The organism is Crenobacter caeni, assembly GCF_010435965.1.
GTDB classification, from domain to species: Bacteria; Pseudomonadota; Gammaproteobacteria; order Burkholderiales; family Chromobacteriaceae; genus Craterilacuibacter; species Craterilacuibacter caeni.
This window is the reverse complement of record NZ_JAAGAA010000012.1, coordinates 18,200-42,184: the sequence shown is the minus strand read 5'-3', so window position 1 is coordinate 42,184 and position 23,985 is coordinate 18,200. Positions and strand designations below refer to the sequence as shown.

The following is a 23,985-nucleotide window of genomic DNA, read 5'->3' as shown; positions in this document are numbered from 1 at the left end:
AACCCTACCGAAGTTCCGGTTGACGCTGATGATGAATGCATTCAAGATCGCGGCTGCTCCGGGGTGCCGGGCCTGGTAAGGCCCAGCTGAGATGGTGACAACCGAACCCGATGGACTTGATCCGGATAATGCCGGCGTAAGAAGAGCCAAGACTGCATGCGCATGCCGCCCCTCCGGGCGGCGTTCCAACGTCACCCGCCCCGGGTGCACGCATGCGTCTATCGCACTCGCAAGCCCCGGAGCGTTGACCCCAACGCTGCCGAGGCCACCATGAACGCACCCGACCGCTTTACCGCCCTGCTCGCCGCTGCCTGCGAGCCTTTTCCCTCTTCGGGCAAGACTTATCTTGCCGGCAGCCGGCCCGACATCCGCGTACCGCTTCGCGAGATCGCGCTCTCCAACGGCGAGCGCGTCACCGTGTACGACACTTCCGGCCCCTACAGCGACCCGTCCTGCGCGCCTGACGTGCGCCGGGGCCTGGCGCCCATGCGCGCGGCGTGGCTGGATCGGCGCGGCGACACCGAGCCTTACGCCGGGCGCGTGGCGACGCTGGGGGACGACGGCGCGCGCGACGACGAAGCCTTCCTGCGCCTGCGTGAACTCTCCGCCGGCCTGCAACGTACGCCGCGGCGCACCAGGGGCGGTGCCAACGTTACCCAGATGCACTACGCACGGCGCGGCATCGTCACCGACGAGATGGAATACGTCGCGCTGCGCGAGAACGGGCGGCGCGAGTGGATGCGCGAGTACCTGGGTGACGACGCGCGCGAGGCGCGGCTGGCGGGCGACGCCTTGGGCTTCGCGCTACAGCCGATCTCGCCGGAAATGGTGCGCGACGAGGTCGCGCGCGGCCGAGCGGTGATCCCGGCCAACATCAACCACCCCGAGCTGGAGCCGATGGCGATCGGCCGCGCGTTCAAGGTCAAGATCAACGCCAATATCGGCAATTCGGCGGTCACCTCGTCGATCGAGGAAGAGGTCGAGAAGCTGGTGTGGTCGACCCGCTGGGGCGCCGATACGGTGATGGACCTGTCCACCGGACGCCACATCCACACCACGCGCGACTGGATCCTGCGCAATTCGCCAGTGCCGATCGGCACGGTACCGATCTACCAGGCGCTGGAGAAGGTCGGCGGCGTGGCCGAAGACCTTAGCTGGGCGCTGTTCCGCGACACGCTGATCGAACAGGCCGAGCAGGGCGTCGACTACTTCACCATCCACGCCGGGCTGCGCCTGGCGCATGTGCCGCTGACCGCGCAGCGGCGCACCGGCATCGTCTCGCGCGGCGGGTCCATCCTCGCCAAGTGGTGCATCGCGCACCACCAGGAAAACTTCCTCTACACGCATTTCGAAGAGATCTGCGAAATCATGAAGGCGTACGACGTGACCTTCTCGCTGGGCGACGGCCTGCGCCCGGGCTCGCTCGCCGACGCCAACGACGCGGCGCAGTTTGCCGAACTTGCGACGCTGGGCGAGCTTACGCAAGTGGCGTGGAAGCACGACGTGCAGACCATCATCGAGGGGCCGGGCCATGTGCCGATGCACATGATCCGCGCCAATATGGACGAGCAGTTGCGCCTCTGCCACGAGGCGCCGTTCTATACGCTGGGGCCCTTGACCATCGACGTGTCGCCCGGCTACGACCATATCGCATCTGGCATTGGCGCCGCGATGATAGGCTGGATGGGCACCTCGATGCTCTGTTACGTGACGCCCAAGGAGCATCTGGGCCTGCCCAACCGCGACGACGTCAAGCAGGGGCTGATCGCCTACCGCATCGCCGCGCACGCGGCCGACGTCGCCAAGGGGCACCCAGGTGCGCGCGCGCACGACGATGCGATGAGCCGCGCCCGCTTCGAGTTCCGCTGGGAAGACCAGTTCGCGCTGGCGCTCGACCCGGACACCGCGCGCGCCTACCACGACGCGACCTTGCCGGCGCCGGCGGCCAAGAGCGCGCACTTTTGCAGTATGTGCGGCCCCAAGTTCTGCTCGATGAAGATCACGCAGGAGGTGCGCGCCTACGCCGAGGAACACGGGCTGGGTGAGGCGGACGCGCTCTCGGCGGGCATGAGCGAGGCGTCGCGCCGCTACCGCGAGGCGGGTAGCGAGCTGTATATCCCGGTCAAGGAAGTCTGAGCATGGCCAGAGTTGCGATTGCCGGTGCCGGCGTCGTTGGCCGCCTGCTGGCCTGGACGCTGTCGCGCCGTGGTCATGCGGTGACGGTGTTCGATCCGGCGCCAGGGGCCGGGCCTGCGGCCGACGGCAAGGGCGCGGCCGGCTTTACCGCGGCCGGCATGTTAAGCCCGCTGGCCGAGCTTGAGCACGCGCCGCCAGAGATCGCGCGGCTGGGCTTGCGCTCGCTCGGGCTGTGGCGGCAAATCGCCGCGGAGCTCTCGCAGGCGACAGGCGAAGCGGCCTGTGCCTTTGCGCGTTTTGACGACTCCCTGCTGCTCGCGCACCCGGGCGATGGCGGCGCGGCGGCGCGGGTGCTCGCGCGTCTGGCGCTCGCACCGGATATCGGCGCGCCCGAAGCCCTGAACACGCAGGCGCTGGCCGCGCTCGAGCCCTCGCTCGCGCCGGGGCTTAACGGCTGGCGGCTGGCGGGCGAGGGGCAGGTGTTCCCGCAGCGGGTGCTGCCGGCGCTGGCCGAAGCTTGCCCGGCCAGTTGGCGCTGGGGCGAGCGGGTGGAGTCGGTCGGGCCGGGTTGTGTGCTTACGGTGAGCGGCGAGCGCTGTGCGTGCGATCTGGCTATCGACGCGCGCGGTGTCGGCGCGGCGTTGGCAAACCTGCGCGGCGTGCGCGGTGAGGTGTTGTGGCTGTACGCGCCCGGTGTGGCGCTGAACAGGCCCTTGCGGCTGATGCACGCGCGCCACCGCGTTTATGTGGTGCCGCGCCCGGGCGATGTCGTAGTGGTCGGCGCCAGCGAGATCGAAAGTGCCGACCGCTCGCCGGTGAGCGTGCGCACCGCCTTCGAATTGATGGGCGCGGCGGTCAGCGCCATCCCTGCGCTGGCCGAGGCGCGCGTCCTGCACATGGAAACCAATCTGCGCCCGGCCTTGCCGGACAACCTGCCGCGTGTCGAGCTGACGGACGGCTTGCTGCGCGTCGGCGGGTTGTTCCGGCACGGCTGGCTGATCGCGCCGGCGCTGATCGAGGACGCGCTCGCGGCCGCCGCGCTGCACTAAAGGAAACCATATGATCACGATCGAACTGGACGACCAGCCGCTGGAGCTGCCTGCCGTGCTGACGCTGGACGCATTGCTCGACAGGCAGGGCGTCGCGCCTGAGACGGTGGCGACCGCCGTTGACGGGGTGTTTGTCGCGCGCAGCGCGCGCGCGAATTGCCAACTGGCCGACGGCGCGCGGGTGACGCTGTTCCAGCCGATAGTCGGGGGCTGACATGGAAGACATTTTCGAGGTATACGGCGAGCGGCTGTCGAGCCGCCTGCTGGTCGGCACTGCCGGCTATCCGTCGCCCGTGGTGCTCGCCGACGCGATCGACGCGTCGGGGGCGGGCGTGGTGACGGTCGGCTTGCGCCGCACGCTGGCATCTGGCGGCGACAACGGCTTTCTGGCCGGACTCGTCGGGCGGTTGACGGCGCGTGGCGTGCGTCTGCTGCCGAATACCGCGGGCTGCCGCACCGCCGTCGAGGCGGTGTCGCTGGCGCGCATGGCGCGTGAATTGTACGGCACGCACTGGATCAAGCTGGAGGTGACCGGCGACGAGTACACGCTGCAACCCGACCCCTGGCAATTGCTCGCTGCCGCCGAGACGCTCGTGGCCGAAGGCTTTGCCGTCTTCCCGTACGCGACGGATGATTTGGTGCTGTGCCAGCGTCTGTTTGACGCCGGCTGCCAGGTGCTGATGCCGTGGGGCGCGCCGATCGGCTCGGGGCAGGGCTTGCTCAACCCGTGGGCGCTACGCACGTTGCGCGAGCGCCTGCCGCAGGCGGTGCTGGTGGTCGACGCTGGCCTAGGTTCGCCCGTGCACGCGGCGCAGGCGATGGAGTTGGGTTTTGACGCCGTGCTGCTCAATTCGGCGATCGCGCACGCGGGCGACCCGGTGGGCATGGCGCGTGCGTTCGGCCAGGTGGTCGCCGGCGCGCGCGCGGGTTATCGGGCAGGGGTGATGGCGCCGCAAGCGATGGCGGTGGCCAGCACGCCGGTGTTCGGCCAACCGATGCTGGAGGGGTGAGCGATGCAGATCACGACGGATGAGGTGTTGGCCCGCGCGTGCGCGGAGCGTGGCGAAGCGTACTGGCTAATCGACGCGCACGCGGGCGTCGACCGGCTGTGCACCCGCGAGGTTGGCGGGGTGCTGGTCGGCCACCGCGGCGCGCCGCTGCCGGTGCTGACCGAAGCGTGGCAGCGCGCGGTGGCGGCCGGTCATGGCGACGCGGACGCGGTGGTGCTCGCCTCGCTCGCCGTGCGTGGTTGTCTGCCCTGGTTGGGGCTGGGTGACGCGCTGCCATGGGCGTGCGAGGGCGTGCGCTTCGCGCCATTCGACGCGCCGTCGCCGCTTTACGGCATCGTCCCCGACCTGGCTGCGCTTGACGAGGTGCTGTCGGCCGGCTTGCGCTTGGTGCAGTTGCGCGCGAAGCGGCCGCTCGAATCCGGCGAGCTGGCTCGTGCCACGGCGCTTGCGCTGCAGCATGGCGCCCAGCTGTGGGTGAACGACGATCACGCGGCGGTGCTCGGCGACGAGGGGGGTATGGCCGGCCTGCACCTGGGGCAGGAGGACTTGGCTGCACTGCCTGCAGCTGCGGTGCGCGCCTTGCGCGCGCGCGCAGCCACGCAAAGGCTGGGCTTGTCCAGCCATTGTCCGTGGGAGCTGGCCCGGGCGGCCGGCTGTGCACCCAGTTATATCGCGTGCGGCCCGGTAAACCCGACCACGACCAAGGACATGCCTTGGCGGGCGCAGGGGCTGGACAACCTGGCGTGGTGGGTTGAGGCAAGTCCCGCGCCTATCGTCGCCATCGGCGGTTTGCTGGATGAGCGGGATGTCGGCTGGGCGATGGGCGCCGGGCCGGCTGCCGTGTGCGTGGTGCGCGGCTTGCAGCTTGGCAGATCGCAGCTGGCCAGCCGGGTCTCGCGCCTGGCGGGGGCGGCGCAAGGCGTGACGCCCGGGTTTCGTGCTCCGGCATGGCCTCGGCCCGCCATCTGACAGGCGCGGCCGCGCGAACGGTTTCAGCGGTTCTTGCCGCGTAGCAGCAGCATGTGCAGTTGTTTTGCCCACGCTTGGGAGAGTGCCTCCAGGTCGCTCCATGAGAGGCGGACGCCTTGGGAGAGGGTGGTGTCTGCCTTGCGCGAGAAAATGGCTGCGCCCAGTTGGCGGTTGTTGGCGTCGAGGACTTCCACCTCGCCGCTCAGTTCCGCCACGCGCGGCGACTGGCCTGCCATCGCGCGCCCGGCGTTGAAGATTGCCTTGACGGGAATGAAGTCGGCAGGGGTTAGTGCGGGGTCGACCGCCTGTACGCCGGTCAGCGCGAGGCGAACGCGCAGGACGTCGGCGCCGGGCGTGTTGACGAGCTGGAAATCCTGTCCAAGTTCCTTCTTCATGGCGGCGGTGATGCCGTCCGCGATGCGTGTCTGAGTGGCGGGCGGCAGTGTGTTATCGCTGTATTCCGGGTTGCTGCTCAGGATGACGGCGACGGGTTCGAGCATGAGCTTGTTGTAACGCTTGAGGCTGGCGGAGCGGTCGAGGTACTGCAGCGTGCCCCGGTCTTGCGGTTGCAGGCGGGAGTAGTCGGTCAGGAACCCGGCTTGCGGCATGTCCGCGACTGCGCTGCCTTCGCTGATCCTGGTGCTGCGGGTGCTGGCGCAGCCGGCCAGGGTGGTGGCCAGTAGTGCAGCCATGGCGATTGACCTGATTTCCATCGGGAGGACTCCATGCGGCGTGTAGGGAGGGGCGCTGTGCGCGGCCGTTTATCTCTCTTGATTAAAGTCTGGCCGGCAAAATATTCCAAAATGATTTTTAGCCAAAAACCACACATTGCGGAGGGCGGATGATTGACGATGCTGCTCAAGGTGCGTATAACGTTCCTCGCAGGATCTTCAAGCAGCAGAATCATTGCGACATCGTAGGCCAAGCGGTACTTCCTTGTTCCATGCTTCATTCCTTGATCGTCATGCATTTTCGGGCTCAGGCCCACCCACAGTAATCCCAAAAGGAATTCATCATGGCTACCGGTACCGTTAAGTGGTTCAACGACGCTAAGGGCTTCGGCTTCATCACCCCGGACGAAGGCGGCAGCGACCTGTTCGCGCACTTCTCTGAAATCCAGTCCCAGGGCTTCAAGTCCCTGCAGGAAGGCCAGAAGGTCTCCTACGAGCCGGGTATGGGTCAAAAAGGCCCGCAGGCTACCAAGATCCAGCCGCTGTAATTTACAGCCCTGATCTGAAAAAAGCCCCGCATCGCGGGGCTTTTTGTTTTTGGCCTGCGCCTGTTCAGCCGCCGGTCATCGACATGAAGCGCACCACCTTGCCCGGCGCCTCGACGAATTCGTGGCGTTCGGGCTTTAGTTCGATCGCCGCGCGGATCGCCGCCTCGAGCTCGGTGTTGCTGGCGCCGCTGCGCAGCAGCGGGCGCAACTCGTAGCTTGCCTCCTGCCCCAGGCACATGTAGAGCGTGCCGTCGACCGACAATCGCACCCGGTTGCAGGTCGGGCAAAAGTGTTGCGACATCGGCGTGATCAGCCCCAGCGTGAACCGGCCGTCGGCGCGCTCCCAGTAACGGGCCGGTCCGCCGCCGAGTTCCCGCGAGGAGGGGCTGAGGCCGAAGCGCTCGCGCAGTCGCGGTAACAGCGCGTTCAGGTCGACGCCACGGGTGTTTTGTCCGGTCTGCCCCATCGGCATCGCCTCGATCAGGCGCAGGATGAAGCCGTGCTCGATACAGAACGCGACCATCGCTTCGATCTCGTCGTCGTTCACGCCTTCCATCGGCACCATATTGACCTTGACCGATGCAAAGCCAGCGCCCGAGGCGGCTTTCAGTCCGGATAGCACCTTGTCCAGGCAGTCGCTGCCGCTGATTGCGTGCACGCGATCGCGCCTGAGCGAATCGAGGCTGACGTTGATGCGGCGCACGCCCGCCGCGGCAAGTGCCGCGGCCTGGCTTGCCAGTTGTGTCGCGTTGGTGGTCAGCGACAAATCTTCGACGCCAGACAGGGCGGTCAGCTTGCGGGCGAGGGCGGGCAGGTTCTTGCGCAGTAGCGGCTCGCCGCCGGTCAGCCGGTAGCGGCGCACGCCCAGGCGTGCGAACGCGGCGATCACGCGCTCGATCTCGTCGAAGGTCAGCCAGTTGGCCGGCTCCTCGAAGCCCTTGAAGCCCTTGGGTAGGCAGTAGGTGCAGCGCAAATCGCAGCGGTCGGTGACCGAGACGCGCAGGTAGTCGATGGTGCGCCCGAAGCGGTCGCTCAGCATGACGAAAGGCTCTTGGCTTGGTTGAATCGTGCCGTCATTGTAAACCAGATGGGCGGTGGCTTGCCGGTTCAATGCACGGAGCGTGCCAGCAATTGTGCTGCGCCGGTCGATGCGTGATAAAATTCACGTAATACGTAAGGAATAATCATGGCCGACGATATTTACGCGAAAATCCGCGCCGCCGCGCAGGAACTGCTGGCAGAAGGGGTGTGGCCGACGGTGGTCGAAGTGCGGGAGCGGCTGGGCACCGGTTCGAACACGACGATCAACAATACGCTGAAAGCCTGGCGCAAGGATTTCCTTGCGCGCGCCGCGGCGGCAAACCGCCGTCCCGAGTGGCCGGCAGCACTGGGCGCGGCGTTCGACGCGGTATGGCAGCAGGCGTGCCAGCACGCAGAGGACGCACTGGCCGAAGCGCGGCGCGAGGCGTTCGCCGAGCGTGACACGCTTGCCGCGGCGTGCACGGCGCTGGAGGCGGAGAAGGCTGCGGAAGCGCAGCGTGTCGCGGCCTTGCGGCTGGACCTTGCCGCGACCCATCAGGAGCTCGCGCAGGCAAAGACACAGGCCGTGCTGCTGTCCGACGAGCTCGCCACCTTGCGCACCCAGCTGGCGGCGCTCGGCGCCGAGCGCGACGCGGCGACGCGGCGCCTCGCGGACGCGCAGGCCGACGCGCAGGCGAGACTCGCCGAGCGCGATACGCAGGCCAAGGCGGAGCTTGCCCACGCGCGCGAGACGGCCGAGCGGCGCGAGGCGCTCGCCTACGAACGGCTGGAGGGCTTGCGCATCCGCCTCTACGAGCAGGTCGAGGACGAGCGGCGGCGCATGCAGGAAGAAAAGTCGGCGGCCGAAGACGCACTGCGCCTCATCCGCCGCGAGCACAGCCGCCTGTCCGATGAGTGGCGCGAACGGCTGGCCGAGCGCGAGCGCGAGATCGGCCGGCTGGACGGCCAGTTGCTCGCCGCGCAGCAAGCCGGCGGTGAAGCGCGCAGCGAGGCCGAAACCGCACGCCTGGCGCTGGCCGCGCTACAGGTAGCCTGGCAGCAACTACCCGCCAGTATGACGGCGCTGGCGGCTGCCCAAGAGGAAGTTGCCGGGGTGCCCGTCGGGGTGCTCGCCGGCCTGGTCGAGGCTGCGCAGCAAGGCTTGCTTACACCGCCTGTTGCGGCGTCAGGCGCATGATCGCCGCGTCGCACGGCGGCGCGAAGCGGTGGCGTACGCCGGCGGGAATCTCGATCACCTCGCCCGGGTCCGCCTGCACGCGGCCGCCGTCGGCGTCTTCCAGCAGTAGCGCGCCTTGCAGGCAGACGATGAATTCCGTCGCGGGGTGCGCCTCGTAAGCGTGTTCGCCCGGTTCGACCCGGCACAGGCGCATCTCGCTTTGCGCGAGCCGCAAGGGCTTGTGCGGGGCATCCTGACAGCAACAGGCCGGGGTGTGGCAGATCATCTCGGTCATTCGTGTTCTCTCTCTATGCATTTCGCGGCTTTTGCTTCATTGGCAAAAGAGACGGTTGCAACGTAAAGCCAGACTGACCCGCGTTGCAACCAGCCGGTTCCACGGAAGTGGATGTTTTGAAAGAGAATGTCGCCGCCTGATACGGGTTTTTTTTAGACTAATCGATCAGGCGAGTGGCCGTTCATCATTCAGCCAACGGTAAAGCAGGCCGCCGATCACGCCGCCGACAATCGGCGCGAGCCAGAACAGCCACAGCTGTTCGATCGCCCAGCCGCCGGTGTACAGGGCGACACCGGTACTGCGCGCCGGGTTGACCGAGGTATTCGTGACGGGAATGGTGACCAGGTGGATCAGGGTCAGGCACAGGCCGATCGCGATCGGTGCGAAGCCGGCCGGCGCCTTCTTCGAGGTCGCGCCCATGATCACGAACAGGAACATCATCGTCATCACGGTCTCGATCAGCGCCGCCGACGCGAGGTCGTAGCCGCCGGGCGAATGCGCGCCGTAGCCGTTGCTCGCGAAGCCGCCGGCGGTCGAGAAGCCCGCCTTGCCGCTGGCGATCAGGTAGAGCACGCCGCCGGCAATCAGGCCGCCTGAGACCTGCGCGATGATGTAGGGCAGCACATGGCGGCCCTCGAAGCGGCCGCCCGCCCACAGCCCGATGGTGACCGCCGGGTTCAGGTGGCCACCCGAGATATGACCGACCGCGTAGCAGGCGGTCAGCACGGTCAGCCCGAATGCCAGCGCGACGCCGGCAAAACCGATGCCAAGATGCGGGAAGGCCGCGGCGAGCACCACGCTGCCGCAGCCGCCCAACACCAGCCAGAAAGTGCCGATCAGCTCGGCCGCGTACGCTTTCATCTTGCTCTCCTTGGGATAGGTACGCGGTCGTTATAGCAAGTGCGGCTGGTGCGCCAGACCTCAGTCGGGCAGGCCCAGCGGGTAGGGCTGGTAACGCGGCGCGGCCAGCCGGTCGCAGGTGACGAAGCCCGGCGGCGCGGCAAGCAGCTGCGGGATGCGGTTGACCAGCGTCGCACAGGTCAGCGCGACGGTGTCCGGCGCGGCGATCTGCAAGGTGGTGGTCGGCTCACCGCGCACGGTCCAGTCGTTGCGGTCGACTTCGCCCGGCAGGTAGACCTTACCGACGCATTGCGCCTCGATCACCACCCCCTGGTAAGTCGCAAGCGTGACCACCGCGCGCATCCCCAGCGCGTGGCCGGATGGGATGGTACGGCCGAGCGTCGCGCTCTTAACATCGTGCGGCGCGAGGATGGGCTCGAGTACCTGGCACACCGACCGCACGCTGAAGTTAAGCTCCGCAGCCAGCCACTCGGCGCTGTTCCACATATACGAAGGCAGTGCTTCCGCGTCGGTGATCCGCCGCTTGAATTCATCTGCCGACAAGCCGGCGCCATGTGCCTCGGCCAGTGCGATGCCGTAATCCTCGACGTTGTAGCTGGACAGCCCCTCGATGCGTTCGATGCGGTGCGTCGCGCCGGCCAGTGCCGACACCAGCTTGCCCCAGAACACGTCCTGGTAGCCCGACGCCGACAGCGTCACCCCGTGCTGCTTGGCCAGGCGGTCGAGCCGGTTGGTCAGCGCCGCTGCCGTCGTCCACGGGTAGAACGCCTCCTCGCAGGTCGACAGCGCGCACACCCCGTGCCGCGCGGCAAGCGCGTACGCGTCTTCAAGTTCGCCGATCAGGCTGCGCGTCGCGATCAGCGCGACATGTGCGTCGCAGCCGGCGAACACCGCCTTGGCGTCCGCCGTCACCTGCACGCCCAGCCGCTGGCCGAGGCCAGCCACCTCGCCGGCGTCGCGCCCGACAAGCGCCGGGTCGGCGTCGATCGCGCCGACGATGCGGCAGCCTTTCTCGTGCAGGTAACGCAACATGATGCGGCCCATCTTGCCGCAGCCGTACTGGATGACGCGGATCTGTTCCATGACTTGCTCCTTCTCGGTTGCCATCATGGACTATCGTAAAGCGCCGGCGCGGGCATACATTTGACATGGCGCAACAAGGCGCTGCCGGTGAAGGCATAGCCTGAAGGAGGTGGGAGCATGCAAGCGCGGATGCGGGCGATGGTATGCGACGGACCGGGGCAAGCCCTGCGGATGCGGCACCTGCCGGTGCCGTCCCCCGGACCCGGACAGTTGCTGGTGAAGGTTGTCGCGTGTGGCGTCTGCCGTACCGACCTGCACGTGCTCGACGGCGAGTTGCCGGGCATTGCCTACCCGGTCACGCCGGGGCACGAGGTGGTCGGCACCGTCGAGCGCAGGGGCGTTGGCGTGACGGCGCTGGCGGTCGGCGCGCGCATCGGCGTGCCCTGGCTGGGGTATAGCTGCGGGCTCTGCGCGGATTGCCGGGAAGGGCGGGAGAACCTTTGCGCGACAGCGCGCTTTCACGGCTACACGCTGCCCGGCGGTTACGCTGACTACATGCTCGCCGACGCGCGCTACGCCTTCGCCTTGCCCGCGCTGCTCGACGACGTGCACAGCGCGCCACTGATGTGCGCCGGGCTGATCGGACAGCGCGCGCTCAACAAGGCTGGGCATGCCCGCAAAATCGGCCTGTTCGGCTTCGGCGCGGCCGCGCACCTGATCTGCCAGGTGTGCGTCGGGCAAGGGCGCGAGGTGTACGCGCTGACCCGGCCGGGCGACACCGCCGCGCAGGCATTTGCACGCGAACTGGGTGCGGTATGGGCGGGAGACGCCAAGCCGCCGTGCCTGCTCGACGCGGTATTGATCTTCGCGCCGGCCGGCGAGCTGGTGCCGCTGGCGCTTTCGAGCGTGCGCCGCGGCGGGGCGGTGGTGTGTGCCGGCATCCATATGAGCGACATCCCGTCCTTCCCCTACGCGCTGCTGTGGGGCGAGCGGCGCGTCGAATCGGTGGCGAACCTGACCCGGCAGGACGCGCTGGACTTTCTGGCGGCGGCAAGCACGCTGCCCTTGCAGGTGCATGTGCGCGCCTACCCGCTGGCGGATGCCAACCGGGCGCTGGACGACTTGCGGCACGGGCGCTTGCAAGGCGCGGCGGTGCTGGTGCCGGGCTTAACGTGAAGGAGAGCAAGATGCGTGTCAGTTTTCTCGGTGCGGCCGGTACGGTGACCGGCAGCAAGACGCTGGTCGAATACGACGGACGGCGGGTGCTGGTCGACTGCGGGCTGTTCCAGGGCTTCAAGCAGCTGCGCCTGCGCAACTGGCAGCCTTTCGAGGTGCCGCCCGCCGAGATCGACGCGGTGGTACTCACCCACGCCCACCTCGACCACTCGGGTTACCTGCCGGCGCTGGTGCGCGACGGCTTTTGCGGCGAGATCCACACCACGCCGGCGTCGGCCGAACTTGCCGCCATCCTGCTCGCCGACAGCGGCCGGCTGCAGGAAGAAGAGGCAGAGTACGCGAACCGGCGCGGCTATTCGCGCCACCAGCCGGCCAAACCGCTGTACACCGAACAGGACGCGGCACGGGTCAGCCACCGCTTCGCGCCGCTGCCGCTGCACACGCCGCGGCAGATCGCGCCGGGCATCACGCTGACGCTCAAGCAAGCCGGCCATATCCTCGGTGCGGCTATGGCCGAGCTCAAGGTGGGCGACAAGACCCTGCTGTTCTCGGGCGACCTGGGCCGGCCGCACGACCCCATGCTGTACCGCCCCGAGCGCGTCGCGCGTTGCGACTACCTGTTTGTCGAATCGACCTACGGCGACAGGCGCCACCCGGCCGAGGACACCGAGGGGCTGCTGGAAGAGGTGGTACGGCGTACCGTGAGGCGCGGCGGCGTGGTGGTGATCCCCGCCTTTGCCGTCGAGCGTGCGCAGACCCTGCTCTTGCTGTTGTGGCGGCTCAAGCAGGCCAGACGCCTGCCCGAGGTGCCGATCTACCTGAACAGCCCGATGGCGACCGAGGTGACCAAGCTCTTTTACGAATTCCACAAGGACCTGAAGCTCGGGCAGGACGAGGTCGCCGCCATGTGCCAGGGCGTGCACTGGGTCCGCACGGTGGAGGAATCGAAGGCGCTCAACCGCATCGACCATCCGGCGATCATCATTGCCGGCAGCGGCATGGCGACCGGCGGGCGCGTGGTGCACCACATCAAGGCCTTCGGCCCGCACAAGCGCAACACTCTCCTGTTCGCGGGCTTTCAGGCCGGCGGCACGCGCGGCGCGCTGATCGTGGGCGGCGCCCCCAGTGTGCGCATCCACGGGCAGGACGTGTTGATCAACGCCGAGGTGGTCTCGCTCGAGCACCTGTCCGCGCACGCGGACGCCGACGAGATCTTGCAGTGGCTGGAAGGCTTCGAGGCGCCGCCGATCCGCACCTTCGTGCTGCACGGCGAAGCCGAGGCAGCCGACGCGCTCAGGCGGCGCATCGAGCACCGCTTAGGCTGGGACGTGTGCGTGCCCGAGCACCGCGAGCAGCACCTGCTCGCCGACGGCTGATCAGGTGCGGCCGGCTTGCTGCTGCCAGCGCCAGAAGCCCGCGACGCGCTCGCGCATGAACGCGTCGGCGCGCGCGGCTTCGGCGGCGTCTGCGCCGGCCTCGACATGCCATGCGCCCTCGCCGCCGTCGCTGTTGTCGACCTCGACGGTGAGGCCGGCGATCTCGGCCTGTTCGCTCAGGTAGGCGAGGTAGGCGTTGACCGATTCGATCAGTTGCGGCCCGTGCGACTGGCTGTCGAGCAGCGCTTTGACGAAGTTGTGGCCGTGGATAACGATGGTGCTCATGGCGCTCTCCTTCAGGTGTGTTCGCCGCGCGCGCGGCGCAGCAAGGAAGCTGCGTCCTCGTCGCCGACCTGCGCGAAATCGCGGTAATGATGGCCGACCGCGGAAAAATCGGCCGGTGCCGACAGGCAGACTACGCTGTCGGCGAGCGCGCGCACCCGAGCGAGCGCGTCCGGCGAGGCGACCGGCGCCGCGCAGATGAGCCGCGCGGGGGTTTGCGCGCGCACGCACATCAGCGCCAACTGCATGGTCGCGCCGGTCGCCATGCCGTCGTCGATGACCACCACGTCGCGACCGGCGGCCGAGCAGGCCGCGCGGCCCGGCGTCAGCAAGGCGCGCCGCGCGCGGATCTTCGCCGCCTCGCGCGTGCGCTCGGCGCTAATCCATGTTTCGTCCGCGCCGGCCTGCCGCGCCCACGGCAGCACGATGCACTGACCGTCCTCGGCGAGCGCGCCGACGGCGAATTCCGGGTTGCCGGGCGCGGCAAGCTTGCGCACCAGCACGACGTCGACTTCACCGCCGAGCCGGGCCGCCAGCTCCACCGCCAGCGGCAGCGCGCCGCGCGGGATCGCCAGCCACAAGGGGTTGGCTAGCTTCAGTGCAGCCAGCTTGGGCGCCAGGCGGCGGGCAGCGTCGACGCGGTCTTCGAAGATCATGCGTGTTTCCCCGCGCCGCGCACCGGCCCGGCGCGCCGTTCGATTTCGGCCGCAAGCGCCGGCAACAGCCCGAGCGCGAACAGCCACTCGGCGACGATGAAGAGCGGGCCGATCGCCAACTGCATCAGGTCGTCGACGAAGGCGGGCTTGCGCCCCTCCCAGAAGTGGCCGACGAACTGGATCGCCCAACCGGTCACGAACAGGCCAACGCCGCTGGCAAGCCACACGGCCTGGCTGCCCGAAGCCAGCCACTGGCCGAGCCACAATGCGGCCCCCATGAACACGACCATCGCCAGCGCCAGCGTGCGCTCGAGCATGAAGTAGTACCCGACGCACGCGGCGGCCAACAGCGTCGCCGGGGTGACGCCGGGCAAGATCTTGGTGCGGCCAAGCAAGGTCGCGACGGCGACGACGATCAGCGGGATGCCGAAAAAGTGGCTGACGATATTGCGCCGGTCGCGATGGTAGGCGGCGTAGGTGGACAGCTGTTCGGTGACGGTCTTCATGGTGCGCTCCTCGTGGTCTTAGTATGGCCGGCGCGGGCAGGCGCGCCGGCCAGTGATGATCGCCATGTTTTTGTCATTGCGGCAAGCTTGCGCTGCAGCAAGGGGAAGGGGCGCGGTACACTTGGCACCGTACCTTTAGTAGAGCCTTTATGCGCCTCCTGCATACCTCCGACTGGCATCTGGGCCAGCACTTCATGGGCAAGAACCGCCAGGCCGAACACGCTGCGTTCATTAGCTGGCTGGTCGACGCCGTCAATACCCACCAGGTCGACGCGGTGCTTGTTGCCGGCGACATCTTCGACACCGGCTCGCCGCCGAGCTACGCGCGCGAGGCGCTGAACGACCTGGTCGTCGCGCTCGCGCGCCATCAGGTCCGGCTGGTGCTGCTCGCCGGCAACCACGACTCGCCCGCGGTGCTCGCCGAGAACAAGCGGCTGTTCGGCCAGTTGGGCGCGACGGTTATCGAGGCGGCGGCAGAGAACATCGAGGCGCAGGCGCTGCTGCTGGCGACCCGTACCGGCGAACCCGGCGCCGTGCTGTGCGCGGTGCCGTTCCTGCGCGCGCGCGAACTTGCCAGGAGCGAGGCCGGGCAAAGCGGCGAGGACAAGGCGCGCGCACTCGCCGAGGCGCTGACCGACCACTACGGGCGGCTGTGGGCGTTTGCCAAGAAGCTTGCAGGGGAGAGCGGCGGTTTGCCCATCGTCGCCAGCGGCCACCTGACCACGGTCGGCGCGAGCAGCAGCGAATCGGTGCGCGAAATCTACGTCGGCTCGCTGGCGGCGTTTCCGACCGCCAATTTCCCGCCGGCCGACTACATCGCCTTGGGTCACATCCACCGCGCGCAGAAGGTCGGCGGCGCCGAGCATATCCGCTACAGCGGCTCGCCCCTGGCCCTGAGCTTTGACGAGGCCGCGCAGGACAAGGAGGTGCTGCTGGTCGACTTGCTGCCGGGCGAACCCGCGCGGGTGACGCCGCTGGCGGTGCCTTGCTTCCAGCGCCTGTTGACCGCCAGCGGCTCGCTTGCGGTACTGCCGGCGAGGCTCAGCGCCCTTGCGCGCGAGCTGGAAGAAAACACGCGGGCGTGGGTCGACGTCGAGGTGGTGTCGGACGACTACCTGAACGACCTGCTCGGGCGCGTCGCCGGCATGGTCGGCGAGCTGCCGCTGGACGTGTTGAGGGTGCGCCGCGCGCGCGGCCAGGCGTGTGTCACGCTCGAGCGCACGGCGCGCGAAACCTTGTCCGAACTCACGCCGGCCGAGGTGTTCGCGCGCCGCCTGGCCGGCGAGGAGATCGACGAGGCGGCGCGCCAAGCGCTCTTGTCGCGTTTTGACGAGGTGGTGCACATGCTCGCCGCGGAGGATGCGCAATGAAGATCTGCTCGCTCAGGCTGAAGAACCTCAACGCGCTCGCCGGCGAGTGGCGCATCGACTTTGACCAGGCGCCGATCGCCGGCGCAGGCCTGTTCGCGATCACCGGCGCGACCGGCGCCGGCAAGAGCACGCTGCTCGACGCGATCTGCCTCGCGCTCTACCACAAGACCCCGCGGCTGGACACGCTGTCGCAGGGCAGCAACGAGCTGATGACCCGCCACACCGCCGAGTGCCTGGCCGAGGTCGAGTTCGAGGTCGGCGGCCAGCGCTACCGCGCGTTCTGGAGCCAGCGCCGCGCGCGCGACAAGGCCGACGGCGCGCTGCAGGCGCCGCGCGTCGAGCTGGCGCGTGCCGACGGCACCATCCTCGCCAACCAGATCCACGACAAGTTGCGGCAGACCGAGGTGCTAACCGGCCTCGACTTCGGCCGTTTCACCAAGTCGGTGCTGCTCGCGCAAGGCGGCTTCGCGGCCTTCCTCAACGCCGACGCCAATGAGCGCGCGGCCCTGCTCGAAGAGCTGACCGGCAGCGAGATCTACGGCCGCATCTCCGAGCGGGTGTTCGAGCGCACCCGGGCCGCGCGCGAGGCATGTGCGGCGCTTGAAGCCGCGTGTGCCGGCATCCGCGTGCTGGACGACGATGCGCTTGCCGCGCTCACGGCCAGCCGCGACACGCTTGTCGTGCGCCAGCAACAAGGCCGCGAGTCGCTGGCGTCGCTCGAGGCGCGGCTGGCCCGTGTCGACGCGCTGGGCCGGGCCGAAGCCGCGCGCGGCGCCGCCGCGCACAGGCTGGCCGTCGCCGAGGCGGCGTGCCTGACCGATGAAACCGACCGGGCGCGCCTCGCCGGCGCGGACGCAGCCGAGGGACTGACGGCACCGTGGCAGGCGCGCGAGGGCGCTCGCGCGGCGCTGGATGCCGCGCGGCAAGCCAGCGTGCAGGCGGCAGAGGGCGAGAAGAGGGCGCACGCACGCGCCGGCGAGGCGCTCGCCGCTGCTGCAGCCGAGGCCGAGGCCGCGTTGGCAGGCCATGCCGCCGAGGGCGCGCGGCTTGCCAGAGGGCAAGCGGAACTGGCCGCCACGCAGCGCGCGCATGAAGGCGACGCGCAACTTGGAGAGGCGCTACCCGAATGGCGCGCGCTATTTGCACGGCAGGCGCGCGAGCAGCAGGCGCTGGCCAGCGAAGAGACGACGCTCGCGGCTGCACGGCAGGCGCTGGCACGCCATGCGCAGGCGCAGGACGCGGCGCGGCAGGGCGTGGAAGGCGCCGAGACCACGCTCGCGGCCCTCGCCGGGCAAGCGAGCGCGCTGGAGGAGAAACACGCGGGCGCCCTGTCAGGCGACGCACTGCCGGCGTTGCAGGCGCGCTGGCGCGCCGCGCACGAAGAGGCGGCACGTCTCGCCACCCTGCAGGGGCTGGCCGAGGCACAGCAGCGCAACGCCGATGCCGTCGCCGCGGCACATGCGGCCGTCGCCGCGGCGGCTGCCAAGCAGCAGCGTTGCGAGGCGGACTACCGGCATCAGCGCGAACGCTACCGCTTGCAAAAGGCGCAGGTGGACACGCTGGAGGAGCTCGCGAAGCTCGCGCGCCGGATGGGCGAGCTGAGCGCCTACCGCGAGGGGCTGGCCGCCGGGGCGCCTTGTCCGCTGTGCGGCGCGCTCGAACATCCGCTGCTGGACGGCGCGCCGCCGCCCGACGCCGATTCCGCGCAGGCGAGGCACGCGCGCGCCAGTGCCGAACTCGAGGCGATCCTGGCGGCCGGGCGGCAGGCGGCGGCGGATTTGGCGCGCGCCGAGGGCGAGCAGGCCGCGGCGCAGGACAAGCTCGCAGCATTGCTGGCCGAAGGCGAGGCGTTTGCGCATGCGTGGCAGCAGGGCGCCGGTTCGCTGGGAACGGATGGCTTGCCGGCCGCCCGCGAGGCGGCGGCACGGGCACTGGCCGACACGGAGCGGCAGCTCGCCGCACGCGAGGCGGCCGAGGCGGCGCTTGCCGCGCTGCGCGAGAAACTGGCCGGTGCGAAAGACGCGCTGGCGAACTGCCGCACGGCACAGGCCCTCGCCGACGAGAAGCACGCCGCGCAGCACGCGCTATGCGCCGCGCAAGAGGCGCGCGTCGCCGAGGCTGCCCGGCAACTGGCCGCCACCGGCGAGCTGCTTGCGGCCGCGCTGGGTAGCGAACCGCCCGCGGACAGCGCCGCGTGGCTTGCCGCGCGCGAGGCGGCGTGGCAAGCCTTCCAGACGCGCGCGGGGCAGTTGCAAACGCTTGCCGCTGCGCTTGCCACGCACGGGGCGCGGGCCGAGGCGCTGCAACAGTCGGCCGCGCGCTGGCGCGCGCGCGTGGCGGATTGGGGCGAAGCCCTGCCGCGCGTTGAGGTCCAAGGGGGCACCGACGCGTTGGAGCGCGCCTTCGACGCTGCGCATGCGGCGCTCTCGGGCGCGCGTGCGGCGGCGGCCGATGCGACGCGACGCGTGCAAAGCGCCGAGCAAGCAGCCACGGTGGCGGAAGACGCCTGGTGCGCGGCGCTGTCCGGCAGCGTTTTTGGCGACGAGGCGGCGTTCGCCGCCGCCCGGCTGAACGCAACCGAGCGGCAACAACTCGCCGCCGGCCTCGCCGCCCGGGCACAGGCGCTCAAGGACGCGCGCGAGGCGCTCTCGCTCGCGCACGAACAGTTTGTCGCGTGCGAGGCGGCCGTGGCGAGCGGCGAGCGCGCGGCCGACTTGCAGGCACAGAAAGCCGAAACCGCCGCCGAGCTGGAGACGGTGGCGCGCCAGATCGGCGAAGCCGACGCGCGCCTCGCCGACGATGCGCGTGCGCGTGAGGCGCTGGGCGGCACGCAGGCGAGGCTGGCCGCGCTGCGCGCCGACCTTGAACACTGGCAGAAGCTCGACGCGCTGATCGGCTCGGCGCGCGGCGACAAGTTCCGCCGTTTTGCGCAGGGGCTGACGCTCGAGCAACTGGTGATGCTCGCCAACCGCCAGCTTGCGCGCTTGCACCCGCGCTACCGGCTCGCACGTAAGGCAGGCACCGAGCTGGAGATGGCGATCGTCGACACCTGGCAGGGCGACGTCAGCCGCGACACCCGCACCCTGTCCGGCGGCGAGAGCTTCCTGGTCAGCCTCGCGCTGGCGCTCGCGCTATCCGACCTAGTCAGCCACCAGCGTCCGATCGACACGCTGTTCCTCGACGAGGGCTTCGGCACGCTGGACGCCGAAACGCTCGACGTCGCGCTCGACGCGCTCGACGCGCTGGGCTTTGATGGCCGGCTGATCGGCGTGATCAGCCATGTGGACGCGATGAAGGCGCGCATCCCGGTGCAGGTGCGCGTCGAGAAGGGCGCCGGCGTCGGCCACTCGCGGGTGCGTACGGTGCCCGCGCCGTGAAGGCTGCGCTGTTCATGCTGGTTGCGCTGGTGCACGGCGCGCTGGCTGTGCTGCTGGTCGCGCCGGGCGATTGCGGCGGCATGGGCAGTCTCGCCGCGCTCTTCACGCTCGCCCTGTGGCTGGCGGCGTACCTGATGGCCGTCGCACTCGGCGCCCTCTCGGCGCGCTGGCTGTGCCGCGCGGTTGCGCTGACGCTGGGTGCGGCGGTTATATATGGCGCGAGCTGGCCGCAACGGGAGGCCGACGCCCTGTGTACGGTGGCGCCGCCGGCGCCGTTATTGTTTGCCCTCGCTGGCGCCGGCGTGCTCGCGTGGGCGCTGCCGGCCTTGCGCCGCCGTTTTGGCTGACGCGTCGCCGGCGGTGCGTTATGCGAGTAAAATCCCGCTCTCTTCGTACTTCCCGTATATGTCATGAAAAAAGCCGTAGCCCTCGCGTTAAGCCTTGCCCTGACCCCCTTGCCGGTGTTCGCCGCGCCCTCTCCGGCCGAAAGGGTGGCGGGTCGCACGCTGGACGCGATTTCCGCGGACGGCACGAGCCTGCTCTTGCGTGCGCCCGGGCAACGTCTGGACGACGCAGGTGCCGACCTGAGCGCCTTGCTGGGTGAACGGCTGCCGGAAGAGCTGCACGCAATTCTGACGCCCGCCCGTGGCCTCGCCATCCGCCACGCTGGTCAGGAAACGCCGCTTGGTCTGCCCGACGACAGCTATTTCGCCCCGCTGACCGCGCGCCTGTCGGCCGATGGCCGGGTACTCGCGGTGTCTGCCGGGCACGGCGGCGCGCTCAAGGCGCTGCGCGTGCGTGTCGGCGAGGCGCCGACCCAGTTGGTGCCGGACGCTCAGGCGCGCTACTCGGGCGTCAGCGGCGTCAGTGACGACGGCCGCGTGGTGGCCGGCTGGCTGCTGAAAGACACGCACTCGCTGCCCAAGGGCTTTGTCTGGCGAGAAGGTGCGGGGCTGACCGTGCTGCCGGTGCCGCTGTCGTTGCCGCGGGCCATCAGCGCCGACGGCCGCGTGCTCGCCGGCACCGCGTATATCGGCTCGCCCGGCCAGCTGCGCCAGGCATCCTTGATCGGGCAGTTTGCCGCCGAAGACCCGCTGGGCGGCAACGCGGCGATCGCCGACTGGGCGTTGGTCGGCGCCAGCGACGACGGCCGCCGGCTGGCAGGCTTCGTCAAACGGGCCGACAAGAAACTGTGGCAGGGCTTCCTGTGGGACCGCGACGCGGGCTTTATCGACACCCCCACGCCGCCGGTATTCGACGTGGCGCGCGGCGCGCCGCCGCAGGCCGACGTCGAGCGCGCGGTGCTGGCGAACTACGGCCTGACCGACGCGGACCGCATCGGCGCGCTGCGCCGGCAGGCGTGGCGCTGGGCGGACGGCAAGGCGGAGGTGTTGCAGGATCAGGCGACGCTGGCGGGGATGTCGCGCGACGGGCAGGTGTTCATCGTGCGCACGGCCGACGGCGCCTTGCTGCAAATGCCCGGCGCCGCTGGGCAGCCGCTTGCCTTCCCCGGCGCGCAAGGCGCGCTTGAAGTGCGCGCGGTCAGCAGCGACGGGCGCCGCATCTGGCTGCGCGACGAGGCCGGCGCCAGCGCCATGCTCGACAACGGCAAGGCCGCGCCCGCCAGCCGCACGGCGGCATTCGCCCAGCCGGCGGCCTTTTCGGCCGACGCGCGTACCGTCGCCGGCATCTACCTGCACGACCCCGCCGGCGTGCGCCCGGCGCTGCGCTGGCAGGGCGACCGCGTCGACGCGCGCGAGTGCCGCTTCGGCGGGGCCAGCGCCGGCCTCGTGTTCCTGTCGGCCGACGGCGGCACGCTGGCCGCCAGCCAGCCGGACGGCTACTGCGTGTTCGGAGGCTTCTGATGCGCCGCGCCTTGCTTTCGCTGCTGTTCGCCGCCTCGTGCGCGGCCACGGCCGCGCCGGTCGAGCAAGCCGGTCTGCGCCTCGTCACCCAATCGGCCGACGGCGGCACGCGGCTCGTGCTGTCCAAGACGGCGCCGTTGCCGGACGCTCTGGTCGAGCGCCTTAAGGTGCTGCCCGAACTGCTGGGCGAAGAGGGCTACCGCACCGAGCCCTTGCACGGTGGCGCTCCGGTGTTCGAAACGGCTGGCCGCGTCACCCCCATCAAGGGTTTTGCCTACGTGCAGCGCGCCCTGTTAAGCGGCGACGGCCGCTACGCCTTGCTCGGCGCGGGCGAAGGCGGTTCGCTTGACGCCTGGCGCATCGGGCTGGACGGCAAGCGCGAGCAGCTGCTGCCGCGTGGCGCCGCGGCGTTCAGCGGCGTGATCGACGCCAGCGCCGACGGCAACACCGTGGCCGGCTGGCTGCTGGCCAAGGCGGACGCCGTACCGCAGGGCTTCGTGTGGCAGGCAGGCCAGGGCTACCGCCTGCTGCCCGCGCCCTTGTGGCTGCCGTACGCGGTGTCGGCCGACGGCAGGCGGGTGTTTGCCAGCAGCCGGCCCCCGGACGCGAACACCCTCGCGCGGCAAGGCCTGATGCGCAGCCTGCAGGGGCCATCTGAGGGCGATTGGGGCGACGCGCTCGCGGTCAGCCACGATGCAAAGAGCGCGGTCGGCTACTATTTCGTGCGCCAAAAGAGCGGCAACCCCGACGCCATCGGCAGCTACCGCGGCTGGTGGTGGCAGGCGGGCACCGGCTACCGGCACAGCGCGCGCGCCTTGTACCTCGATGAATCCGAAATGGACGACCCCGCGCGCTTTGCCGCCTTCCGCGGCCAGTTGCTCGCGCTCGCAGGCTTGGCATCCGACACCACCGAAACGGTGGCCAGCGGCGTCGCGCAGTGGCGGATAGGGGAAGACGCGCGCGAGCTTGTCGCCGACGCGCGGCCGGTGCTGTTCGCCCGCGAGGGGGCGCTTGCCGCGTGGAAGGTGTGGCAGGACGAGGCGTGGCGGATCACGCTTGCGCACGGCGACGAGACCATCGCCGCCGAAACGCTGGGCGGGCCCGCTTTTGGTCAGGTGTTTGCCGTACGCGCGTCCGCCGACGGGCGCGCGCTGCAGATGGCGGGTGAGGAAGGCAAGGTGCGCTTGCGCCGTGCCGGCAACAAGTTCGACCTGCCTTCCGGCCTGCACCTGCTGGGCGCGTTCACGCCCTCCGGGCGCTACTACCTGTGGCCGGACGGTGAGGGCTTTGAAAACCGCCACGTCAGCTGGATCAATCTGCAAGACGGCGAACGCGGCGCGCTTGCCGCGTGCCCGCTGGCCGACGGCCATTACAGCGCGCTTGCCTTGCAGGTGGGGGACGGCGGCAAGACCGTCGCGCTCGGCGGCGAAGCCGGTTACTGCGTGTACCGCACCGGCTTCAAGGACGACGCACGATGAGGCGCACCGCCTTGGCCTTGCTGCTGGCGCACGGTGTGGCGTCTGCCACCGACTGCCCGGGTCTTGCCGGCCGCTTCGAGATCCTGTGGCCGGGCGAGCGCGCGCAGCCCATGCGCGTGGCGGAAACCCGGCAGGATGGGCAACTAGCCTACCGTGTCGAGGTCGCCCTGCCCGACGGGCAGTGGGTGGTGCAGCGAGCCGGCACGCTGGCCAACCGCGACCGCTCCGAGCTGGGCCTGCTGCCGCGCTGCGCGCTCATGGTCGAGGGCTACGGCCTGTTTGCCGTGCGCCGGGCGTTCGACTGGACCGGCCTGCCCGGCACGGCAGGCGCCGGCTGGGCATTTTGGGCCGAAGAGCGGCTGTGGCCGGTAGAGCGGCTTGGCGACTAGCAGCTAAAGCACAGCGGCGCGGGTTCGGGTGGCAGCATGCCTTCGGCGTCGCGCATGAAGTCGCCGCCGCTAAAGTCGCGCGGGCAGTCGAAGTCGTCCAGCGGCTTGACCCGCACCTTGTAGAAGTTGACGCTGCCGTTGGCGCGCAGCCCCAGCACGCCGCCGGCAAGCTTGGGGTCGCTGTGGCGCAGCAGCGGCTGGCCGTCGACCCACGCGGTCATCTGTTTGTTGCACACGTTGACGGCAAGGCGGTAGCGGCGGCCGGTATACAGCTCGAACGCCGACTGCACGTGCGAGGGCACCCCGCGGTCGATATCCGGCAGGCGCAGGTAGCCGACCCCCGCGTACGCGCGCCGGTCTATGCCGTACAGCACGAAGCGGGTGAAGCGCGCCTCGTGCCAGGACAGCATCAGCTCGGCGAGCACGCCCTGGTGGACGACGACTTCGGTCTCGACGCGGTAGTTGGCCGGCAAGGGCACGCGCGAGCGCAGTACCGCCATCTTGTCGCCGCCGCAACTGCTGTTCGGCTGCCGCTGCCCGGGCGTCAGGCAGTTGCCGTTCACGCCGTGTTCGTCCACGGCATGCCACTGGCCACGCACCACCTGCCAGTCGGGGCCGGGCACAAGCGGGGTGGTGTCGGGAGAGGTGCTCGCGCAGCCGGCTAGCGCCAGCACCATGAGCAGAAGGGTCGGTTTTTTCATGCCGGAATTTTACCGCCATTGCCTCTGCCTTCTATTTGGTTTTTCCCTAT

At 69.7% G+C, this 23,985-nt stretch carries 24 protein-coding genes and 1 riboswitch; of the genes, 15 read left to right on the top strand and 9 right to left on the bottom strand.

What is annotated here, in order from left to right:
* The first annotated feature begins 49 nt into the window (after positions 1–49).
* Positions 50–160, top strand: a riboswitch (TPP riboswitch).
* A 110-nt stretch (positions 161–270) separates the two neighbouring features.
* From thiC to GZH52_RS13100, 5 genes are read left to right on the top strand one after another with little or no spacing between them, the layout of a single operon-like run.
* Positions 271–2,136 carry a phosphomethylpyrimidine synthase ThiC gene (thiC, locus tag GZH52_RS13120; protein ID WP_163316955.1) on the top strand — a complete coding sequence of 622 codons (1,866 nt, stop codon included), beginning with the start codon at positions 271–273 and terminating at the stop codon, positions 2,134–2,136.
* A gap of 2 nt (positions 2,137–2,138) precedes the next feature.
* Positions 2,139–3,185 (top strand): FAD-dependent oxidoreductase, encoded by a 1,047-nt coding sequence (locus GZH52_RS13115; RefSeq protein WP_163316953.1) that lies wholly within the window; start codon positions 2,139–2,141, stop codon positions 3,183–3,185.
* Between the two features lie 10 nt (positions 3,186–3,195).
* A complete protein-coding gene (thiS, locus tag GZH52_RS13110; RefSeq protein WP_163316952.1) occupies positions 3,196–3,399 on the top strand; it encodes a sulfur carrier protein ThiS in 204 nt (67 codons plus the stop codon).
* A gap of 1 nt (position 3,400) precedes the next feature.
* Positions 3,401–4,195 (top strand): thiazole synthase, encoded by a 795-nt coding sequence (locus tag GZH52_RS13105; protein ID WP_163316950.1) that lies wholly within the window; start codon positions 3,401–3,403, stop codon positions 4,193–4,195.
* A 3-nt stretch (positions 4,196–4,198) separates the two neighbouring features.
* On the top strand, positions 4,199–5,164 hold the full coding sequence (locus GZH52_RS13100; RefSeq protein WP_163316948.1) for a thiamine phosphate synthase: 966 nt from the start codon (positions 4,199–4,201) through the stop codon (positions 5,162–5,164).
* Between the two features lie 23 nt (positions 5,165–5,187).
* Here GZH52_RS13100 and GZH52_RS13095 read toward each other — a convergent pair whose 3' ends face one another.
* Positions 5,188–5,877, bottom strand: a complete 690-nt coding sequence (locus tag GZH52_RS13095; RefSeq protein ID WP_203525755.1) for a DUF3313 domain-containing protein — start codon at positions 5,875–5,877, stop codon at positions 5,188–5,190.
* A gap of 302 nt (positions 5,878–6,179) precedes the next feature.
* Here GZH52_RS13095 and GZH52_RS13090 point away from each other — a divergent pair, with 302 nt between their 5' ends.
* Positions 6,180–6,383 carry a cold-shock protein gene (locus GZH52_RS13090; protein WP_136550912.1) on the top strand — a complete coding sequence of 68 codons (204 nt, stop codon included), beginning with the start codon at positions 6,180–6,182 and terminating at the stop codon, positions 6,381–6,383.
* Positions 6,384–6,447: 64 nt separating this feature from the next.
* Here GZH52_RS13090 and moaA read toward each other — a convergent pair whose 3' ends face one another.
* Entirely contained in the window at positions 6,448–7,422 is a 975-nt protein-coding gene (moaA, locus tag GZH52_RS13085) for a GTP 3',8-cyclase MoaA (RefSeq protein WP_163316944.1), read from the bottom strand.
* Positions 7,423–7,569: 147 nt separating this feature from the next.
* On the opposite strand from moaA, the gene GZH52_RS13080 reads away from it, so the two are divergent.
* Positions 7,570–8,601: a DNA-binding protein gene (locus GZH52_RS13080; protein WP_163316942.1), complete on the top strand. Its 1,032-nt coding sequence runs from the start codon at positions 7,570–7,572 to the stop codon at positions 8,599–8,601.
* On the opposite strand, the gene GZH52_RS13075 is transcribed toward GZH52_RS13080, so the two are convergent.
* The 3 genes from GZH52_RS13075 to GZH52_RS13065 form a co-directional block, all read right to left on the bottom strand.
* Entirely contained in the window at positions 8,570–8,875 is a 306-nt protein-coding gene (locus tag GZH52_RS13075) for a cupin domain-containing protein (protein WP_163316941.1), read from the bottom strand. The genes GZH52_RS13080 and GZH52_RS13075 overlap by 32 nt on opposite strands.
* A 165-nt stretch (positions 8,876–9,040) precedes the next feature.
* Positions 9,041–9,736 carry an aquaporin Z gene (gene aqpZ / locus GZH52_RS13070; protein WP_163316939.1) on the bottom strand — a complete coding sequence of 232 codons (696 nt, stop codon included), beginning with the start codon at positions 9,734–9,736 and terminating at the stop codon, positions 9,041–9,043.
* 60 nt (positions 9,737–9,796) lie between these two features.
* Positions 9,797–10,819: an NAD(P)H-dependent amine dehydrogenase family protein gene (locus GZH52_RS13065; RefSeq protein WP_163316937.1), complete on the bottom strand. Its 1,023-nt coding sequence runs from the start codon at positions 10,817–10,819 to the stop codon at positions 9,797–9,799.
* 117 nt (positions 10,820–10,936) lie between these two features.
* On the opposite strand from GZH52_RS13065, the gene GZH52_RS13060 reads away from it, so the two are divergent.
* Both GZH52_RS13060 and GZH52_RS13055 read left to right on the top strand, forming a co-directional pair.
* Positions 10,937–11,935 carry a zinc-dependent alcohol dehydrogenase family protein gene (locus GZH52_RS13060; RefSeq protein ID WP_203525754.1) on the top strand — a complete coding sequence of 333 codons (999 nt, stop codon included), beginning with the start codon at positions 10,937–10,939 and terminating at the stop codon, positions 11,933–11,935.
* An 11-nt stretch (positions 11,936–11,946) separates the two neighbouring features.
* Complete coding sequence (locus GZH52_RS13055) at positions 11,947–13,311, top strand: MBL fold metallo-hydrolase RNA specificity domain-containing protein (protein WP_163316935.1); 1,365 nt, start codon at positions 11,947–11,949, stop codon at positions 13,309–13,311.
* Here the strand turns inward: GZH52_RS13055 and GZH52_RS13050 are convergent, their stop codons facing one another.
* The 3 genes from GZH52_RS13050 to GZH52_RS13040 are packed head-to-tail and all read right to left on the bottom strand — an operon-like array spanning position 13,312 to position 14,755.
* Positions 13,312–13,596 carry a hypothetical protein gene (locus tag GZH52_RS13050; RefSeq protein ID WP_163316933.1) on the bottom strand — a complete coding sequence of 95 codons (285 nt, stop codon included), beginning with the start codon at positions 13,594–13,596 and terminating at the stop codon, positions 13,312–13,314.
* Between the two features lie 11 nt (positions 13,597–13,607).
* The gene (locus GZH52_RS13045; RefSeq protein ID WP_163316931.1) at positions 13,608–14,249 is read right to left on the bottom strand and encodes a phosphoribosyltransferase; all 642 of its coding nucleotides are present in this window, start codon (positions 14,247–14,249) and stop codon (positions 13,608–13,610) included.
* Positions 14,246–14,755 carry an Mpo1 family 2-hydroxy fatty acid dioxygenase gene (locus tag GZH52_RS13040; RefSeq protein ID WP_163316929.1) on the bottom strand — a complete coding sequence of 170 codons (510 nt, stop codon included), beginning with the start codon at positions 14,753–14,755 and terminating at the stop codon, positions 14,246–14,248. Before GZH52_RS13040 ends, GZH52_RS13045 begins: the two co-directional genes overlap by 4 nt.
* A 149-nt stretch (positions 14,756–14,904) precedes the next feature.
* On the opposite strand from GZH52_RS13040, the gene sbcD reads away from it, so the two are divergent.
* The 6 genes from sbcD (at position 14,905) to GZH52_RS13010 (ending at position 23,234) form a co-directional block, all read left to right on the top strand.
* Entirely contained in the window at positions 14,905–16,125 is a 1,221-nt protein-coding gene (gene sbcD, locus GZH52_RS13035; RefSeq protein ID WP_163316927.1) for an exonuclease subunit SbcD, read from the top strand.
* The gene (locus tag GZH52_RS13030) at positions 16,122–19,502 is read left to right on the top strand and encodes an AAA family ATPase (RefSeq protein ID WP_163316925.1); all 3,381 of its coding nucleotides are present in this window, start codon (positions 16,122–16,124) and stop codon (positions 19,500–19,502) included. Before sbcD ends, GZH52_RS13030 begins: the two co-directional genes overlap by 4 nt.
* Positions 19,499–19,849: a hypothetical protein gene (locus GZH52_RS13025; RefSeq protein WP_163316923.1), complete on the top strand. Its 351-nt coding sequence runs from the start codon at positions 19,499–19,501 to the stop codon at positions 19,847–19,849. The genes GZH52_RS13030 and GZH52_RS13025 overlap by 4 nt, the downstream gene beginning before the upstream one ends.
* Positions 19,850–19,912: 63 nt before the next feature.
* Positions 19,913–21,367 (top strand): hypothetical protein, encoded by a 1,455-nt coding sequence (locus GZH52_RS13020; protein ID WP_163316922.1) that lies wholly within the window; start codon positions 19,913–19,915, stop codon positions 21,365–21,367.
* Positions 21,367–22,845 (top strand): hypothetical protein, encoded by a 1,479-nt coding sequence (locus GZH52_RS13015; RefSeq protein ID WP_163316920.1) that lies wholly within the window; start codon positions 21,367–21,369, stop codon positions 22,843–22,845. Before GZH52_RS13020 ends, GZH52_RS13015 begins: the two co-directional genes overlap by 1 nt.
* Positions 22,842–23,234, top strand: a complete 393-nt coding sequence (locus GZH52_RS13010) for a hypothetical protein (protein WP_163316918.1) — start codon at positions 22,842–22,844, stop codon at positions 23,232–23,234. Before GZH52_RS13015 ends, GZH52_RS13010 begins: the two co-directional genes overlap by 4 nt.
* On the opposite strand, the gene GZH52_RS13005 is transcribed toward GZH52_RS13010, so the two are convergent.
* Positions 23,231–23,935, bottom strand: a complete 705-nt coding sequence (locus GZH52_RS13005) for a hypothetical protein (RefSeq protein WP_163316916.1) — start codon at positions 23,933–23,935, stop codon at positions 23,231–23,233. The genes GZH52_RS13010 and GZH52_RS13005 overlap by 4 nt on opposite strands.
* Positions 23,936–23,985: the final 50 nt, after the last annotated feature.

What these genes read in the sequence shown, in the direction of transcription:
- GZH52_RS13045 (WP_163316931.1), bottom strand. Translation starts at nt 14,249, where the DNA reads ATGATCTTCGAAGACCGCGTCGACGCTGCCCGCCGCCTGGCGCCCAAG.
- GZH52_RS13115 (WP_163316953.1), top strand. Translation starts at nt 2,139, where the DNA reads ATGGCCAGAGTTGCGATTGCCGGTGCCGGCGTCGTTGGCCGCCTGCTG.
- GZH52_RS13020 (WP_163316922.1), top strand. Translation starts at nt 19,913, where the DNA reads ATGAAAAAAGCCGTAGCCCTCGCGTTAAGCCTTGCCCTGACCCCCTTG.
- sbcD (WP_163316927.1), top strand. Translation starts at nt 14,905, where the DNA reads ATGCGCCTCCTGCATACCTCCGACTGGCATCTGGGCCAGCACTTCATG.
- GZH52_RS13100 (WP_163316948.1), top strand. Translation starts at nt 4,199, where the DNA reads ATGCAGATCACGACGGATGAGGTGTTGGCCCGCGCGTGCGCGGAGCGT.
- GZH52_RS13015 (WP_163316920.1), top strand. Translation starts at nt 21,367, where the DNA reads ATGCGCCGCGCCTTGCTTTCGCTGCTGTTCGCCGCCTCGTGCGCGGCC.
- GZH52_RS13030 (WP_163316925.1), top strand. Translation starts at nt 16,122, where the DNA reads ATGAAGATCTGCTCGCTCAGGCTGAAGAACCTCAACGCGCTCGCCGGC.
- GZH52_RS13105 (WP_163316950.1), top strand. Translation starts at nt 3,401, where the DNA reads ATGGAAGACATTTTCGAGGTATACGGCGAGCGGCTGTCGAGCCGCCTG.
- GZH52_RS13095 (WP_203525755.1), bottom strand. Translation starts at nt 5,877, where the DNA reads ATGGAAATCAGGTCAATCGCCATGGCTGCACTACTGGCCACCACCCTG.
- GZH52_RS13010 (WP_163316918.1), top strand. Translation starts at nt 22,842, where the DNA reads ATGAGGCGCACCGCCTTGGCCTTGCTGCTGGCGCACGGTGTGGCGTCT.
- GZH52_RS13055 (WP_163316935.1), top strand. Translation starts at nt 11,947, where the DNA reads ATGCGTGTCAGTTTTCTCGGTGCGGCCGGTACGGTGACCGGCAGCAAG.
- moaA (WP_163316944.1), bottom strand. Translation starts at nt 7,422, where the DNA reads ATGCTGAGCGACCGCTTCGGGCGCACCATCGACTACCTGCGCGTCTCG.
- thiS (WP_163316952.1), top strand. Translation starts at nt 3,196, where the DNA reads ATGATCACGATCGAACTGGACGACCAGCCGCTGGAGCTGCCTGCCGTG.
- aqpZ (WP_163316939.1), bottom strand. Translation starts at nt 9,736, where the DNA reads ATGAAAGCGTACGCGGCCGAGCTGATCGGCACTTTCTGGCTGGTGTTG.
- thiC (WP_163316955.1), top strand. Translation starts at nt 271, where the DNA reads ATGAACGCACCCGACCGCTTTACCGCCCTGCTCGCCGCTGCCTGCGAG.
- GZH52_RS13090 (WP_136550912.1), top strand. Translation starts at nt 6,180, where the DNA reads ATGGCTACCGGTACCGTTAAGTGGTTCAACGACGCTAAGGGCTTCGGC.
- GZH52_RS13080 (WP_163316942.1), top strand. Translation starts at nt 7,570, where the DNA reads ATGGCCGACGATATTTACGCGAAAATCCGCGCCGCCGCGCAGGAACTG.
- GZH52_RS13065 (WP_163316937.1), bottom strand. Translation starts at nt 10,819, where the DNA reads ATGGAACAGATCCGCGTCATCCAGTACGGCTGCGGCAAGATGGGCCGC.
- GZH52_RS13060 (WP_203525754.1), top strand. Translation starts at nt 10,937, where the DNA reads ATGCAAGCGCGGATGCGGGCGATGGTATGCGACGGACCGGGGCAAGCC.
- GZH52_RS13040 (WP_163316929.1), bottom strand. Translation starts at nt 14,755, where the DNA reads ATGAAGACCGTCACCGAACAGCTGTCCACCTACGCCGCCTACCATCGC.
- GZH52_RS13050 (WP_163316933.1), bottom strand. Translation starts at nt 13,596, where the DNA reads ATGAGCACCATCGTTATCCACGGCCACAACTTCGTCAAAGCGCTGCTC.
- GZH52_RS13005 (WP_163316916.1), bottom strand. Translation starts at nt 23,935, where the DNA reads ATGAAAAAACCGACCCTTCTGCTCATGGTGCTGGCGCTAGCCGGCTGC.
- GZH52_RS13075 (WP_163316941.1), bottom strand. Translation starts at nt 8,875, where the DNA reads ATGACCGAGATGATCTGCCACACCCCGGCCTGTTGCTGTCAGGATGCC.